Raw genomic sequence first — 19,041 nt, forward strand, 5'->3', positions numbered from 1 at the left:
CTTTTAGCGGTAGATCACTTGCTTAAGAGAAGTGAGATGCGCTATTTTAGTAATTGAACGCCATTTCCCGAGTCAAACGGAACGACGATCACTTATTTGCTTGAATAATGGCATTTCCGTTAATTAAAGATCGAATAATGCATCGTAGTTCCGTAACTCCATAATTTTGACGGGATATATGAAAATAGAGTACTGACGTTCCGTGAGCCGTAGAATTGATCCATAAGATAGAGCTTGGTTATCAACTTTCGTGACAAGAGCCATGGTGCTCCACGCAAGAGGGACCAAAACGGAAGTACTGCTTCCTCTATTTCCTGGAAATCCCAAAATACAAAGAGATAACGGAACCCTAATTCCGTTATCTCTTTGTATTTGTACAAAGTGTTCATTTTCGCCAAAATAACGGAATTCCAACTTCCGTTATCGCCTTCATTTGGATGCGACAGTTTGAATAAAGGAACTCTCAGTTCCGTTCAAATCCTTTAGGGTTCACAGGACTGCATCTGCGTCTGCGTCTGCATCTGCATTTCCATTTCCATCTCTATCTCATCTCTATCTCATCTCCGCTCCATCTCTATCTCATCTCTATCTCCATCTCCATCTCCATCTCCATCTCCATCTCCATCTCCATCTCCATCTCCATCTCCATCTCCATCTCCATCTCCATCTCCATCTCCATCTCCATCTCCATCATCTCATCTCTATCTCATCTCTATCTCATCTCTATCTCATCTCCATCTCATCTCCGCTCCATCTCATCTCCGCTCCATCTCCATATCCATATCCATCCCCATATCCATCCCCATATCCACCTTCCAAAGTCCGATAATCCAAGATCATATTACAGATTCGTTCTGTACTCGCTCCGTTAATGCTCTATACTCACTCCGTTCAGGCTCTGTACTCGCTCTCCGTCTCGTCCTGCTCTCTCTCTTCACTCGTTTCACACTTGCTCTACTCTCGTTCTACACTCCTTCCATTCTCGCTATCGCAATAATTTTCTTGCGGTGTCGGGAACTTTATCGTTAGTGAATGGTCTTATTAATAGAGGTGATACAAATTGGAGCCGCATTACTTAAATTATTTGGCATCCGGCTACGACAGAAACGAGGTGTTGCGCGACCTGATGGTTACTTTCGGGGAGGATGTGTGGAATTTCGCCTATTTCCTGACCAAACGTAGTGATGCCGCAGATGATATCTCACAGGAGGTTTTTCTATCAGCCTATAACCGGCTTTATTCGTTCCGCGGCGAATGCAGCGTAAAAAGCTGGCTTCTAACCATCACAAGAAACAAATCGCTTAATTATATGAAAAGCGCCTTCATTAGAAAAGTAACTCTAATAGACACCCTTTTCTTCCATAAGGACACCTCACCATCAGCCGAAAAAGTAATGTTTGACCGAATAGAGTCCCAAGAGCTCTGGATGGCTGTTATGAAATTACCACGCAAATTTCGTGAAGTTATAATTCTAGACTATCATTATGGATTAACCATCAAAGAAATCGCTGAGCTGCTTCAAATAACCGAAGGTACTGTCAAATCTCGATCATTCCGGGCAAAGAAAAAAGTAGTCGTTTTGCTTGAAAATAATAGTAGCTTGGAGGTGTGAAACGATGGATCCAAATAAACCCGATTGGGCAAAACGTATGACCCCCTCTCCTTTTTCCCAGCTTCATTTTACTAAGGAACTAACTAATCAAATCTTGAGGAATGTGAAGGATTCAAAACGTTCTCGACATGTCCCCATAGCAACAGTCATTATCTCATTAAGTCTGGTAGCGGCTGTACTCTTCATTTTTGGAATTTCCGATTTAAACAACTGGGCTCAAACCCATGCAGCTTCATTTTTCAATAAAACCACTAAAGATCCCATAGATCGAACTGAGTATTATGAGCATGGAAAGTTGCTTTTTGCCGTTTTCCCTCAACCAGAATTAACCGCGGGCAATCCGGCTGGGTATATCTTTCATTTTACGGCTCCTTTCAATGAGCTGCAGGGAAAGATGCTTACCATCTATGCCATTCATAAGAAATCAGGGCTGAAGGTCACTGCGGTAGCCCCTATTGAAATCACAAAGCCTAGCAGCGGATATAAAGGATTAGAACGGTTTGGGACCCATTTCGCTCTCCCCATAGGTGGCGTGTGGCGTTATGTGGTTGAGCTTGATGGTAAGCTGTATGGCGATGTCGAATTAACCTTAAAAGAACCTTCATGGGAACCCACCTCTATATTCAAATCGGCAAATTATAGGATGAGAGGTGTGGAAAAAAAGCTAGGATTCATCGATGCCGGCTTCCTTGCGAATTCCCCCCAGAAATACATGTGGCACTTTTGGGATAAAGAAAAGGAGCTTAATGGCAAATTCTTCGTAAGAGCGGTGAAGCAAGGCGAAGATCAAATCATTGATGTTTTTTCAACCGAATCATTGGCAGGAGCACTTAATGGCGCTGACCGAACTGCCGTATCCATGATGTCATTGCCGGAAAAAGGACGCTGGAGATTGCTGCCCTATATCGATAATCGATTGCTTGAAACCATTGTTGTGGAAGTAAACTGACATACAAAAAACCAAGAATCGGCTTCTACTCGAAGCGAGATTCTTGGTTTTCTCATAAAGCTTGTTTAATGCTTGTCCCACAATAGTCAATTGTTAACCATTACCCCAAAGTCTTCTCTCCTGGTTTCCAGTTAACCGGGCATAATCCACCCGCTTGAAGAGCTTGAAGGATACGAAGCGTCTCTTCCACGCTGCGGCCAACGTTCATATCTGTCACGACTTGATAGCGAACAATTCCTTCAGGATCAATGATGAACAATCCTCGATGAGCGGCTCCTGAAGCTTCATCCAGTACACCGTAGGCTCTGGCCGTCTCTTTTTTGAAATCGGATGCCAATGGATAATCGATAGAACCAATTCCCTGCTGATCACGCGGCGTTTGGGTCCATGCGCGGTGGGTGTAGACACTGTCTACCGAAACCCCTACAATTTCACAATCCAGGTCCCGGAAGCTAGCAGCATGATCACTGAAAGCAATAATTTCTGTTGGGCATACATAAGTAAAATCATATGGCCAGAAAAAGAGCATCAACCATTTGCCGCGGTAGCTTTCCAGAGTAACATTTTCCTCCAAAGTCTCCATGTTAAGTGTCGATGGAAGATTAAAGGAGGGTGCTTGTAAACCTATTTTTACGATTTCTGCTGTTTGAGTTTGTAGTTGAGTCATGTGTGTATTCTCCTTCTTCTCTTATTGAGCCAGTGCTTTTTGGATGCGAGTAGTGTTCATGCCTATAATTCTGTTTTCACCAATTACCGTTACCGGCAGCGAGCTCACTCCCATAGCTTGAAGCTCATCAATAAATGCATCGTTAGTATCAATATTTCTTTCTTCAAAAGCAATTCCCTGCTCGTTCAAATACTGCTTAAGCTGTTTGCAATAGGTGCAGGTGTTGCTGGAATATACAATGACTTGTTGGGTTGCTGTTGACATAGTTTATATCCTCCTAGGCATTAATTTATATTTAAACTAAATCTAATTTTCTCTAAAGACAGCTTAACATCTTAGGTTGTATTCATCATGAAGATTTGATGAAGGTATGATGAAGTTTTCATGAAGTCCTTTTTAATCTGCAATTCGGTAGCCTACACCTCGTATGGTTGCGATGTATTTAGGGGCTTTGGGATCGTCCTTCAGCTTATGCCTCAAGCTTTTCACATGAACATCAACCGTATTGCTGCCGCCAAAATATTGCTCCCCCCATACCCGATCCATCAATTCTTGCCGGCTAAGCACCTTACCTCCCGCGTCAAGCAGCGCCTTTAACAAATCAAATTCAGTCTTGGTAACGTCAATCCTTGCAGTACCTACATAGACTGCAACCCGGTTGTAATCGACAGTCAGGTCTTTAAGCTGAGCTTGATCAGTCCGTTGTCCAGATTGCCGACTTCCTTGAGCTAGCATCGAATGAACCCGATTAAGCACCTGCTCGATTGTGCTGCTCTCCAAGCTTAAGTTCACAAGGCCCTCTGAAGATGATTTATTCACCTCCTCTGATGAGAGGATCTCCGTATTAACAAGCCGTAACATTGGAACCCCTTGGTTTCGCAATGGCTGTGGAGCCGCTGCTCCAAGTTTGGTTTCTTTGGATAAATCAACAATCATCAGATCGATAGGCAGGACAGACAGCGCCTCTTCATCCCAATGGCGAAATACCAGCACATCATAGCATTGGATCGTCAATTCACGCACCAGCTCATGCAAGGAATAAGGTAACGGACTTATGATTACAATACGATGTGTAGTATCACAATAAGCTCCTATCGCCGGTTCAGGGAGCTTGGATTGAAATAATATAGAATCATTCAAAGGTGAGCTCAGTTCCCTTTCTCTTTGCATTCTGGGCACACTCCTTTCACCAGAACATGCTGCTGCTCAATGGTATAACCTGTTTCGACAGCTACCGTGTGCAACCATTCCTGTGGGACTACAGTAAACACTTCGTCCACTCTCCCACAGACCTTGCATACGATATGCTGATGATCTTCCGTACAGGCATCGTATCGACTCGCATCCCCATCTAGCTTCAGCTCGCGAATCAATCCCTCTTCCGTCAAGTAACGCAAAGAATTGTATACGGTAGCGTAGGCTAAATGCTGCTCCTTCTGTTTCAACCGATCAATAATCTCAGCAGCCGTCGGATGATCTTTACTTTCTGTCAAAATATCGTAAATTGCTTTTCGCTGTATGGTAAGCTGCCCTTTTCTGCTCATATGAAAACCTCCGTGAATCCAATATATTTAGATTAAGTTTAAACTTATACTCAGTCTAAGTCAAGCGTTATACAATGGAATAAGCATCCTATGGCTCGTCCTGTCTAAACCCAAACGTTGTGCTTAAGAAGGTAATCGGGTGTGGGAATACGGCAGCTGTTGAAGTTGTGTTCCTTGATTTTATCGCTTGGCAGCTATTGGGACACGATTTTCAAAAACAGACGCTATCTCACCTCCATTCCACACCCATTAACCGTTATGAATGAATGAGATTCATTATCTTGTAATAGTTAACGTACCACCTTCTTCTGAAGTCAACCATTTGATCTTAGAAGCTGATTTCGAGAGGAAATAGCTATCCCTATACTGCAGTCACGGACAGTGCAGGTATAGCGGAAGCACTTGTTCCGCTATACTCGAGAAAGCACACTAAACAGAGGACTAACGGAACTCCTAGTTCCGTTAGTCCTCTGTTCTTGTGCATAATAGCTCAATTCACCGCAAATAGCGGAACTCCTACTTCCGCTATCGCCTTAAATCGGAGGCGACAGATTGAATAACGGAACTCTTAGTTCCGTTCAACTCCTTCATGGCTATAGCAGAGCCTCAGCTTCGCCGCTACCCTTATAGAAAGTCCCCCTGCCAAGGAGTTCGCTTAAATCAACCTAGGCTCTCGTGTAAATAAGACAGGTTGCATCTTCTTCAATCTTTAGTTCTGCATAGCCTTTATACTTGACCTAACCAAAGAAACCCCCGCCGAGGCGAGGGTTTTAAGTAAGCTGCCCAATGAGTCGCCTGCTTAGTATTAACTTATGTAACTCCTACTTCTTCAGATGAGTGTCCAGAAATTTTAGCAGAGTCGTGTAGAAATCCATCTGATTATCATAGTTGCGGAAGCCGTGGCCCTCATTTTCCTTAATCATATAAGGAGCATCAATTCCGCGTTGGCGAATAGCCATAACCATTTGATCCGATTCTTTCCTATTTACTCTTGGATCGTTAACGCCTTGTGCAAACATAATTGGAGCTTTGATTCGATCTACATGCAGCAGCGGTGAATAGGCCTCCATCATTTGTTTATCCAGCTCAGGATCTCCGACTTGCCTATACATTTTCTTTTTGTCCCAATAAGGAGGCATTGTATTCAGGAATGTAAGCAGGCTGGATGGACCCATATAATCGATGCCAGCGGCATACAGTTCTGGCGTAAAAGTCATCCCTGCAAGAGCAGCATATCCACCATAGGAAGCTCCGTAAATAGCAATACGCTTAGGATCCGCAGTCCCTTCCTTAATGAGCCAATTGACGCCATCCGTAATATCATTCTGCATCGCTTGACCCCATTGCTTGTTACCTGCATTAAAGAGAGTTTTCCCATAGCCTGTTGAACCGCGGAAGTTCATTTGTAGAACGCCATATCCCCGGTTAGCTAAGATTTGTACCTCTCTATCATAACCCCAAGAATCGCGAACCCACGGCCCCCCATGAGGAAGAATGACGAAAGGAAGGTTTTTGTCCCCTGCATTTCTGGGCAATGTAAGGTACCCATTGATGGTCAAGCCATCACGTGCCCCATAAGAAATAGGCTTCATTTCAGCTAATTGATCTTCTTTTATCCACGATAGAGTATCTTTTACTTTTTTTATCGAATCTGTTTTACGGTTGTATTGATAATAGACACCAGAAGACCGGTCACTGTAAGCAAACAAATTCACATTGGTCTCTGGAAGTGGATTGCCTGTTATAACAAATTGCTGCCCAGGCAGCTTCTTAGCTATAGCTTGATGCAATTGTTCGAATTCTTTATCCAAGAAATGATAATGAACTTTATCCGTTTCATATTTCACTGCCAGAATAGCCTGTTTTTTGTAAGAGATTACGATGTTGGTTACATCGGCATCCGGATTTTCATAGACCGTTTCGCCCATTGTTTTAGTATTTAAATTATATTTGACCAACGCCATGGTGTTTCTCCCTATATCGGATAGCGCAAAAACCTGGCTTTCATCGAAGGAGAACATAATAGGCTTGAAGGTATCTCCAAAATTCACATCCAATATAGGCTCGAATTTACTTTGACCCGCGCTGCGGTACAATACTTTGGAATTAACGCCATCCTTTGCAACCGCCAATCTGGCCTCTCCATAAACATCGGTTAACCAGCTTGTGATATTGCCAGGATTTTCGGCAACCAAATCCATCTTACCCGTTTTCACATTCAAACGCTGTACATCAAAAACCGTACGATCCCGATTATTTATGCTGAGTAAAACATCATTTTCGTGTCCCGGCAGATAGGATAAGGATTCCATAATGTCTGCACGAATATTGTCATAAGGCGTTAGATCCTTATCCTCTTTACCTTGCGGATCAACCGAATGCACGTGATAATCTTCCAAACCATGCACACTTGAAATATAAAGGATCCTATCATTATTGAACCAATAGAAGTCCTCGATATCCCGATCCTTCATATTAGTAAGCCGCGCATCCAGCTCTACGCCGTCTTGTTCCACATAAATTTGCAAATGACCTTCGAATTCCTCTAAATAAGCGGTGAACTTCCCATCAGGTGAAGTTTGAATTCCCTTAGTCTTGGATTTACGCAGGAAATCGCTTAATGGGATTTCATCCTTACCCGTCTCGCCTTGCGAGATTGCCCTACTCAAGAAAAGCACAAGCTGAGCTCGGGTTACTTGGTTCTTCGGTAAATATTCCAGCTGATCGGTAATTAAATGCTGCTTCAGCCGGACAACATCCTTATAGTGGCTCTCCCCAATTAATGATTCATCCTTGAACCACACGTTGACTCCGTTTTCTTTTAGCTTAAAGGCTCTTACCAGCAAGCTGGCCATTTGTTCACGTGTTAAGAGTGCTTCTGGATTAAAGCGTCCTTCGTCACCTTGAACAATCCCATTTTCCTTTAGCGCATTAACGGCAAGCGAATAGGTACTGCTCTCGGGAATATCTATGAATCCCTTTAAGGACACAGGCTCTTTTAGCTTCAATGCTTTACTTAACCATAATGCCGTCATTCCACGAGTTATTTCACTATCCGGATGAAAGAGCCCGTCGGATCCACCTTCGATAATTCCTAGCTGAGCCAGCTTTGATATCTCTTTACTTGCGTAATGATTTTCTTTCACATCCGAAAAGCTCTTTGGAGCTGTTTCTGCATAAGCATGAATAGATAATGTCAAAATAGTACATACAAAAAACATGGAAATGAACATTGATAATTTCTGCTTCACTTATAACACCCCTCATAATAATATCCATTTCCATGTCTAGAGTAAGTCAAAGTGGGTTTACATTTCGGACTCCCCTCTTTTACTCGCCGTGCTTATCTTTTTATATTGGATCGCCAGCATGGCAAAATGAAGAAAAAATACGCCTGTAATGATATAAAACACAATAGAAATACCAAAGCTGCTCGCAACCAAGCCTCCAAACATCGCACCTGATACGTTCCCCAAAGAATTGGCGCTTGCATTATAAGCAAATACGCTTCCCTGGATACCCTTAGGAGTCAAGTTTCGCAGCAAAGAAGCGATAGACGGCACTAACCCACCCACACACAACCCCGTTATAAAGCGAATAGACATCAAGCTCCATGGATTCGTAACACTCGCTTGTGGAATGTGCAGAATGGCAATCAGAAATACGGAACAGAGCAGAATAGGAAGATGGCCAATCCGGTCTCCCAATCTCCCTAAATAAGGTGCCGCGATTATTGTTCCTAAAGCGCTGGATGCAAAAATCAGACCGGCCATAATTTCGATGTGTTCCTCGATATGCATGCTTTTGACATACAATGTAATCATCGGACTGATGCTCTGAAAGCTCGCAGCTATCAAATAGGTAGACACGAATAAAGTCAAAATCACAGGAGACTGCTTGATAACCTCGCCAAGCTGCTTTTTCTTAGGAGCATCGCGTTTTTCAATCGGTTCCGATCCAGCCTCTTTTTTCTTAAACCAAGTAAACTCAAACTTTCGATAGGTCTTCGTTTCCTTAACGCCGACAATCGCCAATATCGTTGCAATCAGAATGAATAAACCTGTGAAAAAGAATGAATTACGCATTCCGAGCCACTCCGCAAGTATTCCGCCAAGCAAAGGTCCGAGCAGCTGTCCTGCCACTTGTCCCGTTTGCAGCATACCCAACGCTTTGCCGACCTCTTGTTTGGGAGTCTCAATAGCAACCAAAGCAACAGCACATGTGCTGAAGCCGCCCATTGTCCCGAACAAAGCTCTAAGCAGCAGCAGTTGAATCGGAGTATGAACCAGTCCCATGGCAGCGATGATAATCGCAAGGCCGAAGCCCGATCGGACCATCGTCAATTTCTGCCCATATCGGTCCGAAAATTTCCCCCAGAAGGGAGACACCAGCGCTATCATCAGATGATTGACTCCGAAGATCATGGCTGACCACAATGCAGCTTCCTTAACGTCATGAATACCTAATTCCTGAACATACAGTGGCAAAAAGGGAATAATCATTCCAATGCCTGCCGAGCAAAAAAAGCATCCGAACCATAAGATGTAAAGATTGCGCTTCCAAGTTTCCATTCGAACTTTCCTTCTTTACTGGTAAAATTGTGTACTTGTCCACTGTATGCACAAATTATGGAAGCGTCAAGAGAAAAAGTTTATTTCGGCACTTTTTTTAGAAGAAGCTTTGCTGCTTCAACTTTCGTTAAGCCAGATGCATCGTAGGTTTGACCAGCAGCAAGCTTCATATTCCGTATGGCCTCAAGCTGTGTTGCTGTTGCTGGTTGATATTTGATCAACGCATCCAAGTTGTCATAGGCAATCTTTCTTGCCAATGCCTTATCTCCCAATTCGTCTATCAAGCGGTACATCCCCTCAATGGCTAACTCCTCGCTCTTCAAACCATAGCCCGAGTCCGTACTAAGCATAAACCTGTCCGGGAATTCTTTCATCACAGGTACAAAGTGCTCCAGCTTGTTTGCGCTTTCAGGATTGGAAGCCGTGAAGCCCGCAAAAAAATCCGCGTATAAATTGGGATGCTTCGCTAGCAGCTGCCGAATGTTATCAGGAGAATTATAAGCATTCGCGTGTGCAAATATAAATTGCGTATCGGGGTAAGCTTCTAATGCTTCCTCCAGTTGATATACGGGCCCACCAGATGGAGGGTCAATATGTAGGAGCAACGGAACCTTGTATTGGGCGGCCAACTCGTATATCTGCGGCAAGAAACCATCCATCGCATGGTCTGTTTTCCAAGGAACATTCCTTAGAGCGGGAGAATTGACAGAAGCGGCTGCAATTTCTCCAATACCAAAATAGCCCTTCTCCAGATTTAGCTTGACCACCTCCAGACTTGAAGCATCCTTCAAATTTATACCAGAGAAAAATGGGATTACTAGTGCAGGATACTCTTCATAGGCTTTCCAGGCTATTGCATCGGTTTCTACAGCGCTAGGATCAGAAACGTTGCCGAACAAGATAATCCGATCGACACTCGTTCGTTTCCACGTCTCAATCATTCGCATATAGGCGTAACCGCCGGCGTCATGATTATGGGCGTCAGCCAACGGAAGGTCGCCATATTCTTTTACCAAGTCTGCCAAGCCTTTAATTGGTATAGTTGACGGGGGCTTTGCTGACGCCGATACTGGAGCTGCCTCTTTGGAGATATTATCACTCGAAATCTGCTGGTCTTTACCCGAATTGAGAATAAACAGCTCTCTACCTGTTACTATTCCTCCAGCCAACACAATAACAGCTGCTAGAACTAACACAGCCTTCTTATATAACATAGCCCATCACCCGTTTTATTTTACATATTATTACATAATAATCCAATTGGAGCTAAGCTGTAAACAAGATTTATTCAAGCCCGAACAGAACCACGAGCAGATAGCCTAATCCGGATAAAAGTACCGACCCAGCAAGCCCCGCGGCAAATGGTTTCATACCTAGTCTTCGGAAGGAAACAAGATCCACGTTCAGTCCTAAACCAGCCATTGCCATAGCTATCAACAGATAAGCGGCCGTGATAACTTGGTTCGTTACCCCTACGGAGAAGATACCCAATGTGTTGACACCACTCATAACGAGAAAACCGAGAATAAACCATGGAACCGGGATTGCTCTCCAGCTTGTTTTATGCGTTACACCCGACTCTTTACTTTCCAATCGGTTGGCCCAAATGCCAATCAGAATGGCTGCGGGAACCAGACAAGCTACTCGAGTCAGCTTCACAATCACTGCCATATCAACGGCTTCTTTGCCACCGGGGGCAGCAGCTGCAATTACATGCGCAATTTCATGTAAAGTGGCACCTGAGAAAACCCCATATCCGGATGACGAAAGACCGAGAAATGGATAAAGCACCGTGTAAAGCAAAGTGAAAATGGTACCCAGAACTGCTACGGTTGCCGCACTTATCGCTGTTTCCTCATCATTTGCCTTAATTTGCGGCGCAATAGCTACGACCGCTGCCGCTCCGCATATGGCTGTTCCGCATGCAGTCAGCATACCTAACCTTTTCTCCACTTTAATCAACCGAGCTAAACCGTAAACTACGAAGATCGTAAATACGATGTTAATCACACCAACAGCCAGCACTTTAGGCCCCGCATGAACTATATCAGCTAGATTGAGCCGCATACCCAGCAGGATTATACCGTACCTCAGCAGCCTTTTACTTGAATAAGAAATGCCCGGCATGACTTGTGTCGGTACTCCTATTAACGCTCTCCATGCAATACCAAGCAGAATTGCAATAACCAGCTGACCCATGATAGTTAAATAAGGAAAACCTGATAAATACTTGGCCGTAGCTGCGAGGAGCAGTGTGAGACCTAATCCTAGGGCGAAGCCAACTCCTTTTTTCATATTATTAAATGGAAGTGTGTGTGCTTGTGTCTGTCCCATCGTGACCACTCCTTAATTTTGGCGAAAGAGCTTGCCTTGTAATAATGATCACTTTCGTTCATCAGAACCACGCAACCTCTATATGGCTCCACTATAAAACAGCTGAACAAGGAAGTGAAATACATATCTGCTATTAGTATCATCAGAAATACTAATGATTGTGCATTGTTCTAGAAAAGGAATAAAGCTACAATGTGGATACTATATTAGCGGTGCATAGCGCGGTTAAAACCGGAAGTAAAACGGAGGATTACATCTATGATTGTCGAAACACTTAAGGTATTTGTAACGGTCACCGAGCAAAGCAACTTCTCACGAGCCGCTGAGCTTCTCAATCTTTCTCAACCAGGAGTTAGCTTGCATATTCGAAATCTGGAACAGGAGATGGGAGCTAAGCTGATGCATCGTTCCCCCAAGCAAGTCAAGCTGACCGAAGCTGGAGCCATCCTGTATAACAAAGCAAAGCAAATTTTATCCCTGTATGATAACGCAAAGCAAGAAATTCAGCTGCTGCAAAACGCGGTAACAGGCTCCCTCAAAATCGGGGCGAGCTTTACCATAGGCGAATATGTCATGCCACGGCTGCTTGCCGAGTTTACCAGCTTATATCCTCAGGTCGATATTCAAGTAAACATTGGCAACACGGAAGAAATCATCCAAGCGGTGCGCACTAATGAACTTGATCTTGGTCTGGTAGAAGGCAGTGTGAACCAAATAGATATCGAGGTCTTACCCTATATGAAGGATGAAATGATTTTAGTCGCTCCGCCTGACCACCCGCTATCTTCGCTCCGCTTAGTGGAACCAGAGATGCTGCAAGATCAGGTGTGGGTTCTTAGAGAAGGCGGATCAGGGACACGTGCCTTCAGCGATGCATTCATTCATGATGCCTCTCTCTCAGTCAAACGAGCCTATATATTCAACAGCAGCCAAGGTGTAAAGGAATCCGTAGCTGCGGGGCTCGGAATCGCTATTTTATCCCGACTAGTCGTGCGCAAAGAGCTGGACTCCGGCGAGATTCGCGACATACCGATCAAAGAAACACGATTTACTCGGGATTTCCTGATGATTCACGGCAAAAAAACGGCAATGACCATGGCAATGAACATGTTTGTGCAAAAGCTGCTCTCCCAACCTCAACCCCCTGCATAACCTTTGCTATGGGTGGTTGGTTGGTTGGGACTTCATTTACTAATCGCTTCAGCTCATCTTATTTTTTCTAAGCAAGCGGAATATCTCTAGTAAAACAACATTTAAACTGAGCCAAAAACCGCCAAATACATATCCCGCAACCACATCGCTTGGATACTGAATATCAAAATAAATACGGCTGATTCCAACCAGAAAAGAAACGGCAAGGACAAACAGAAATGCAGCGGTTCGAGCCCCTGCAATCCTCACATGTCGAACAATGATGTACACGGCCATACCTAAGAGAATGATAGTATTTAATGTCTGTTCACTTGGGAATGTATTCAATAAGTTGTTAGGTCCAGAACGGTGAAAAAGCTGCCTCATTCCCTCGTCCCAAATCTCACCACCAATTAATGCAAACAATAAGAATCCAGCTTCTAGCATACGGTCTTTTCCTTTTACTACAATCCATACAAGTGATAGGGCTACAACCGTCAGGAGTATCTGAAACGATGCTAAATACGCAAATCCATTCATCCATACTGCCCAGCTTTCATCAAAAATAGCATGGATGATATAGGATGTGAGCGCATCAAATTCTACGAATTCATTCTCCAGAAAGTCTTGCACCAAGCCCGCCATTACGATGAGGAGAGTAAGAAAGACTCCGACGGATACTAAGATTAGAAATTTAACTCGACCTAGGGTATGAAAGGTTTTAACACCTTTGTTCAAGCCCAACACAGTTGCATCATACAGCTGGTTTTTGTATCTTCGAAACGCGTAAACAACCAGTAGTATCACTGCCAAGACGATCCCCGCAATGATCAAATACCTTGTGATTGAATGATGAAACTGCTCCCATTGGGGACCAAGAATTTTCCCTAATGAAATAAACGTTCCTGTCCAAATAAACGCTCCCGTATAAGCATAAACCATATAGGTTCGAAGAGGCATGCGCGTAACTCCCGAAAAATACCCTGTGAAATGCCGAAATCCAGGAATATAAAAAGCAATAATTAAGAGTTTGTTCCCGTAGCGTTCAAACCATATCGATATTTTCTTTAGCTTTTCCGGTCCCAAATGGATCTTTGAACCATGCTTTTCAAAAAACGGGACGCCCAATTTGTATCCGAGCCAATATGAAATTGTCATTCCGATTGAAGCCCCTATGCCCGCTGTCATGATGCTTAGAATCCAATTTATTTTCCCTTCAAAAACCAGAAGTCCTGCATAGGTCATGAGGACCTCTCCCGGTATAGGTAGAGCTAGAAGCTCAAGCATAAGGGCAATTCCCAAAACATAATACGCGTATTGATTCATTAGATTCTGTATGAAACTCAGCACTAATATCCTCCACTAGTTAAATCATTATCCATTTGCAATAAAGTATGATTCCCTAATAAACCAGAAATTTTTCATAACCGAATAAAATCACATGATTCCATTCCACTAAAAAAAATGTTTACAAATACGGCTATCTCGTTTAGATTGAAAGTAACAGTTGTTACATTATAACAGTTGTTACTATTTACAAGTGTGGAAAGGAGCTATTCGAGTGAATCTTTATGTAATCACAGCAAGCTTTCTAGGTACAGCAGTCGAATTTGTGGAAGCCCTTACAATTGTATTGGCTGTAGGTGTAACGAAAGGCTGGAAGAGCTCACTTTCGGGTATGGCCCTTGCTATCTTGCTACTTACGGCATTGGTCGCATTATTCGGAGTTCCTTTGATGAGCTACGTGCACGTTAGCGCATTTCAACTTGTCATCGGTATCTTGATGATGATGTTCGGGATGCGGTGGCTTCGTAAAGCCATATTGCGTTATTCCGGTTTAAAGGCTTTGCACCTAGAGAATGAAGCGTATGAGGAAGAATTAAGTCGCCAGAAAAATGAGCGTTCTGTTAGTAAGCAAATGGATTGGTTCGGCTTTACAACTACTTTTAATATTGTGTTGTTAGAAGGAATTGAAGCGATTTTTATTGTTCTTACATTAGGATTAGCGGCAAATGAACTCAGCTCAGCCATTTTTGGGAGTATTATCGGGATAGTCATTGTTATTATTGCCGGAATATTGCTTAGAAAACCTCTGGCTATGATTCCGGAAAATACAATGAAATTTGTAGTTGGGTTAATGCTTAGCAGCTTCGGGATATTCTGGGTTGGTGAAGGTGTAGGAGTTGAGTGGTGGCACGAGGATGTCTCCATATTAGTTCTGACTGCTGCTTTATTGCTCGTATCCATTCTATGTGTAGGTGTTCTGCGGAATCAGCAAAATCGGAGGGTGAGAAACCGTGAAAACAGTGCTTCAAACCATTTTGGGACTTATAATTGACGATTGGTGGTTGGCTATTGGTATACTTCTATCCATCACTGTCACGAGCTTGTTCATTTATAATAATTTTAGCTCCGATGCCGGGGCATGGCTATTAGCTATACTTACCCTATTAACACTTCCTCTTAGTCTTGTCATGGAATATCGAAAAAAAATGCGTTGATATGGATTCGAAAAGAGCAACACTCCTGCCGCGTAGGCTGGGGTGCTGCTTTTTTTGATATATGGTATTATTAGGGTTAAAACAGAACGGAGTATCTTCTATGAAGTGGATTATTTTTATTTATAAAGTGCCTCCGCAACCCACTAAATATCGTGCCTACTTGTGGAGAGAGCTCAAAAAATTCGGATCCATTTATCTCCAAGATGGAGTATGCCTGCTTCCTGATTCAGATGATGTCCACTTATTTGTTGGTGCATTAGGTGAAAAGGTTCGTGAATTCGGAGGTCAAGAATCCACGTTTTTGTCCAATACTTTCTCGACTGACAAAGATCAGGAGATGATCGATCAGTTTAACTCGGCTCGCACCGAAGAATATAACGAATTGATTCCAGGAATCAAGCGGCTGCAAGGATATTTCGAGGAAGAAGAAGCTTGGGAATTCGATGATGAACAAATCCAAAGAGTCAGAGAAGAATTCCAGAAAACCATACGTCAATTTCAAATAATTGAAGCTCGGGATTATTTTGAAGCAGAGGCTGGACGTAAAGTCAGACTGCTGCTTGATCAATGCAGAAAACAATTGCTCCGATTCTAGTTCATTTAAAGCTTGCCTGTCCCTGTTTTTCTCTCACACCATGCATACAATGCATCATACATCGGTATTTGAAGCCTTATCTTCTCATGATCATCGATCCCCAAATAATGAAAACCAAAGGCAATAGCACGCAAGCCTGCTGACTCAGGGGTAATATCAATGTCAATGGGAATATCTGCTCCATGGATGATCGATCCCATCAGTACCAATGCCAGATTGTTCGTCAACTCATACTTGATGAGCATAGTTTCAAAGCTGCAGCTTCCTGAATGATGCCCCAGCTCCACCCCTTTCATATCAAAAGGAATTCCGTCAGTAATGGCTGCAGGATTTGTATCATTGGGAACGAATTCAAAAATCGCTTCCGGATCAATAAATTTCATTATTAGCCATGGACAAGCTACACGTTCAACATTCGCGTTCTCTCTTGTCACCCATTTCACTTAGATCACTCCTACCCTAATCGGATTCTATAGACTGCTGTCTTTGATTATAACTTGTTAATCGTATTATCACATTAGTTTTAATAACATGAAGATGAAAAGAAGGAGTACCCGAATATGAACTCAAATGCTCTGAAGCCTAGTATGGGTATATTGAATTTGGTAGAAGGCGAAAAGAAATTCACCCTCTCACGTTACGCTCCCTCCGAGGATATTGGTTTTTTCGTCAAGCACTTCTGGGTCGTAAGCTGGGATTTAACCGGCCATGCTCCCTATAATCAAGAGCTTGTTCCTAATCCATGTGTAAATCTAATTATAGAGCCTAATAAGACAGCTATTTATGGCATCCCGAAAAACAAATCCTCCTATCTCATTCGGGAAAAGGGACATGTTCTAGGCGTGAAATTTAAGCCAGGAGGCTTCTACCCCTTCATTAGACAATCAGTCTCTGTGTTAAATGGCAATCCAATGGGGGTCGAGAACGTTTTTGATGTGGATGCCCGAGCAATTGAGGATACAATCCTCAACCAACAAGAAGACTCCAAGATGGTTGAGCTTGCGGAGCACATGATACGGCAAAAGCTTCCTGCGAGGGACGAAAACATTACTTTAATAAATAGAGTCATAGACCAGATTATCGAAGACCGAGAGATTACTAAAGTCGACCACATTAGCCAGCAGCTCAACATTAACATAAGAAAGCTACAGCGATTGTTTGAACAATACGTCGGAGTCAGCCCCAAATGGGTCATCAAGCTGTATCGATTGCAAAATGCTGCCGAATCCATGGATCTCAATCAAAATCACAATTTGCTGAAGCTGTCGATGGACCTCGGATATTATGATCAATCCCATTTCATCAAAGATTTCAAAAGCATCATAGGCATAACCCCTGATGAATATATCAGGAAATTTCTATAATTCACATGACCCAGCCAAAGAAACCCGCGTTCGAGCAAACTTGCTCAAGCGGGTTTTTGTTTGCTGTTTTTTCTATTAAAAAAGCTGAGCTGCCCATCACAAATATTCCCCATCTTTATTTTGTATGAAAAGGAAGCATTTGGTTTACTATAATTAACGACTTTATCAAGGGTTGTTAGCCCAATGGGGGTTCATCACTTGTTCAAAAACCTAAATAAATGGCTGAAAATGAACCAGACTCAGAGCCAGAGTAAGGAACAGCAGAAGCCCGCCAACAATCCGCTGCAGCAGAAGCTTTATTCAAGCTTGCAGCAAAATGAACAGCTGCTCCGCTCTATTTATAACAATAGTACGGACGTTGTCTTTCGTTCCTTTTTAATCGGTGAACAGATAAATGCCATCCTGATATATATTGATGGCTTATCTGACTGTGAAGGCATTGAAGAATATGTCATTGCTCCTTTAATGAAGGAAGAAGCCGGGGAAACCACCAATCTTAAGCAGCTAATCGAGCGTAAAATATCAGTTTCTCAAGCTAATGAATTCAACACATTCTCATCCTGTATTGAGTATCTTTCTAACGGTAATCCGATTCTGCTGCGTGATAACGAGCCCTCAGGTCTTGCATTAGGATTAACCAAATGGGAGAAGCGGGCGATTGAGGAACCAGCAGCCGAGATGGTAATCAGGGGCCCTCGTGAAGGTTTTACAGAAACGCTGCGAATCAATACTTCGCAATTACGCCGTATCATCAAAAGTCCAAGCCTTAAGCTGGAATCGATGAAAATCGGCGATTACACGCAAACGAATATTGTCATTGCTTATATCGAGGGTCTGGTGGATCAGACGCTGGTCGAGGAAGTCAGGACTCGGCTGCAACGCATTCGAATCGACGGCATTCTGGAGAGCGGATATATTGAGGAAATGATTGAGGATACCCCCTACTCTCCATTTCCTCAGCTGCTTAGTACGGAACGCCCCGATGTGACATGCGGCAGCTTGCTGGAAGGAAGGGTAGCTATTCTGGTTGAAGGCACACCGTTTGTATTAATTGCCCCTGCAACCTTCTTTTCCCTCGTACAGGCAGCAGAGGATTACTACCAGCGTTTCGTGGTCTCTACAGCCACTCGCTGGCTTCGTTATTTTTTTCTCTTAATGTCGATCTTGCTTCCATCCGTCTATGTAGCCATTCTTACTTTTCATCAAGAAATGGTGCCTGGCTCCTTGTTAATCAGCATGGCGAGTTCACGGGAATCAGTGCCCTTTCCTGCATTAATCGAGGCTCTGATCATGGAAATAACCTTTGAAGCACTTCGTGAAGCAGGCGTCAGACTCCCCAAACAGGTAGGCGCTGCAGTCAGCATTGTCGGAGCACTCGTTATCGGTCAAGCGTCCGTACAGGCCGGCCTTGTGTCTGCCCCCATGGTCATGGTTGTTGCGATTACCGGTATTGCTTCCTTTATGGTTCCTCGTTACATCGCTGGAGTAGCGTTGCGTCTGCTGCGCTTCCCATTGATTATTCTCGCAGGGACACTCGGACTTCTTGGGATTATGATGGGAATTATCGCCATTGTCCTTCATATGTGCAGCTTGCGGTCCTTCGGTGTTCCTTACCTGTCATCCATATCGACTCCTAAAATGGATGAAATGAAAGACGTCCTATTTAGAGCTCCTTGGTGGATGATGAATAAGCGTCCGCACTTAACAGGGGAGTACAACAAGTACCGGCAGGCATCCGATCAAAAACCTGGACCTGAACGGAACTGAAAGCCT

General features: G+C 43.5%; 17 protein-coding genes. 7 read left to right on the plus strand and 10 right to left on the minus strand.

What is annotated here, in order from left to right:
- Window positions 1–1,060: 1,060 nt before the first annotated feature.
- Both GC093_RS29395 and GC093_RS29400 read left to right on the plus strand, forming a co-directional pair.
- On the plus strand, window positions 1,061–1,612 hold the full coding sequence (locus GC093_RS29395; protein WP_246315620.1) for an RNA polymerase sigma factor: 552 nt from the start codon (window positions 1,061–1,063) through the stop codon (window positions 1,610–1,612).
- A 4-nt stretch (window positions 1,613–1,616) separates the two neighbouring features.
- A complete protein-coding gene (locus tag GC093_RS29400) occupies window positions 1,617–2,561 on the plus strand; it encodes a DUF4871 domain-containing protein (RefSeq protein ID WP_171655499.1) in 945 nt (314 codons plus the stop codon).
- A 100-nt stretch (window positions 2,562–2,661) separates the two neighbouring features.
- On the opposite strand, the gene GC093_RS29405 is transcribed toward GC093_RS29400, so the two are convergent.
- From GC093_RS29405 to GC093_RS29440, 8 genes are all read right to left on the minus strand, one after another.
- The gene (locus GC093_RS29405) at window positions 2,662–3,228 is read right to left on the minus strand and encodes a peroxiredoxin (protein ID WP_171655500.1); all 567 of its coding nucleotides are present in this window, start codon (window positions 3,226–3,228) and stop codon (window positions 2,662–2,664) included.
- A gap of 21 nt (window positions 3,229–3,249) precedes the next feature.
- Window positions 3,250–3,492 carry a glutaredoxin family protein gene (locus tag GC093_RS29410; RefSeq protein WP_171655501.1) on the minus strand — a complete coding sequence of 81 codons (243 nt, stop codon included), beginning with the start codon at window positions 3,490–3,492 and terminating at the stop codon, window positions 3,250–3,252.
- A gap of 132 nt (window positions 3,493–3,624) precedes the next feature.
- On the minus strand, window positions 3,625–4,398 hold the full coding sequence (locus tag GC093_RS29415; protein WP_171655502.1) for a winged helix-turn-helix domain-containing protein: 774 nt from the start codon (window positions 4,396–4,398) through the stop codon (window positions 3,625–3,627).
- The gene (locus GC093_RS29420) at window positions 4,377–4,772 is read right to left on the minus strand and encodes a Fur family transcriptional regulator (RefSeq protein ID WP_171655503.1); all 396 of its coding nucleotides are present in this window, start codon (window positions 4,770–4,772) and stop codon (window positions 4,377–4,379) included. The genes GC093_RS29415 and GC093_RS29420 overlap by 22 nt, the downstream gene beginning before the upstream one ends.
- A gap of 821 nt (window positions 4,773–5,593) precedes the next feature.
- Window positions 5,594–8,023: a S9 family peptidase gene (locus GC093_RS29425; RefSeq protein ID WP_171655504.1), complete on the minus strand. Its 2,430-nt coding sequence runs from the start codon at window positions 8,021–8,023 to the stop codon at window positions 5,594–5,596.
- A gap of 57 nt (window positions 8,024–8,080) precedes the next feature.
- Window positions 8,081–9,343 (minus strand): MFS transporter, encoded by a 1,263-nt coding sequence (locus tag GC093_RS29430; RefSeq protein WP_171655505.1) that lies wholly within the window; start codon window positions 9,341–9,343, stop codon window positions 8,081–8,083.
- A gap of 80 nt (window positions 9,344–9,423) precedes the next feature.
- Window positions 9,424–10,557, minus strand: a complete 1,134-nt coding sequence (locus GC093_RS29435) for an amidohydrolase family protein (protein WP_171655506.1) — start codon at window positions 10,555–10,557, stop codon at window positions 9,424–9,426.
- 70 nt (window positions 10,558–10,627) lie between these two features.
- Window positions 10,628–11,677, minus strand: a complete 1,050-nt coding sequence (locus tag GC093_RS29440; protein ID WP_512699099.1) for a YeiH family protein — start codon at window positions 11,675–11,677, stop codon at window positions 10,628–10,630.
- Between the two features lie 258 nt (window positions 11,678–11,935).
- Here GC093_RS29440 and GC093_RS29445 point away from each other — a divergent pair, with 258 nt between their 5' ends.
- The gene (locus GC093_RS29445) at window positions 11,936–12,829 is read left to right on the plus strand and encodes a LysR family transcriptional regulator (protein WP_171655507.1); all 894 of its coding nucleotides are present in this window, start codon (window positions 11,936–11,938) and stop codon (window positions 12,827–12,829) included.
- A 48-nt stretch (window positions 12,830–12,877) separates the two neighbouring features.
- Here GC093_RS29445 and GC093_RS29450 read toward each other — a convergent pair whose 3' ends face one another.
- Window positions 12,878–14,158: a VTT domain-containing protein gene (locus tag GC093_RS29450; protein ID WP_312886632.1), complete on the minus strand. Its 1,281-nt coding sequence runs from the start codon at window positions 14,156–14,158 to the stop codon at window positions 12,878–12,880.
- A gap of 211 nt (window positions 14,159–14,369) precedes the next feature.
- Between GC093_RS29450 and GC093_RS29455 the strand changes: the two genes are divergently transcribed.
- Together GC093_RS29455 and GC093_RS29460 are read left to right on the plus strand one after the other, a co-directional pair.
- Window positions 14,370–15,146 (plus strand): COG4280 domain-containing protein, encoded by a 777-nt coding sequence (locus tag GC093_RS29455; RefSeq protein ID WP_171655508.1) that lies wholly within the window; start codon window positions 14,370–14,372, stop codon window positions 15,144–15,146.
- Window positions 15,147–15,409: 263 nt separating this feature from the next.
- On the plus strand, window positions 15,410–15,904 hold the full coding sequence (locus GC093_RS29460) for a Chromate resistance protein ChrB (RefSeq protein ID WP_171655509.1): 495 nt from the start codon (window positions 15,410–15,412) through the stop codon (window positions 15,902–15,904).
- Window positions 15,905–15,909: 5 nt separating this feature from the next.
- On the opposite strand, the gene GC093_RS29465 is transcribed toward GC093_RS29460, so the two are convergent.
- Window positions 15,910–16,347 (minus strand): chromate resistance protein ChrB domain-containing protein, encoded by a 438-nt coding sequence (locus tag GC093_RS29465; RefSeq protein WP_171655510.1) that lies wholly within the window; start codon window positions 16,345–16,347, stop codon window positions 15,910–15,912.
- 117 nt (window positions 16,348–16,464) lie between these two features.
- Between GC093_RS29465 and GC093_RS29470 the strand changes: the two genes are divergently transcribed.
- Both GC093_RS29470 and GC093_RS29475 read left to right on the plus strand, forming a co-directional pair.
- Window positions 16,465–17,268 carry a helix-turn-helix domain-containing protein gene (locus tag GC093_RS29470; RefSeq protein WP_171655511.1) on the plus strand — a complete coding sequence of 268 codons (804 nt, stop codon included), beginning with the start codon at window positions 16,465–16,467 and terminating at the stop codon, window positions 17,266–17,268.
- A 228-nt stretch (window positions 17,269–17,496) separates the two neighbouring features.
- On the plus strand, window positions 17,497–19,035 hold the full coding sequence (locus GC093_RS29475; protein WP_171655636.1) for a spore germination protein: 1,539 nt from the start codon (window positions 17,497–17,499) through the stop codon (window positions 19,033–19,035).
- Window positions 19,036–19,041: the final 6 nt, after the last annotated feature.

The organism is Paenibacillus foliorum (assembly GCF_013141765.1).
GTDB classification, from domain to species: domain Bacteria; phylum Bacillota; class Bacilli; order Paenibacillales; family NBRC-103111; genus Paenibacillus_S; species Paenibacillus_S foliorum.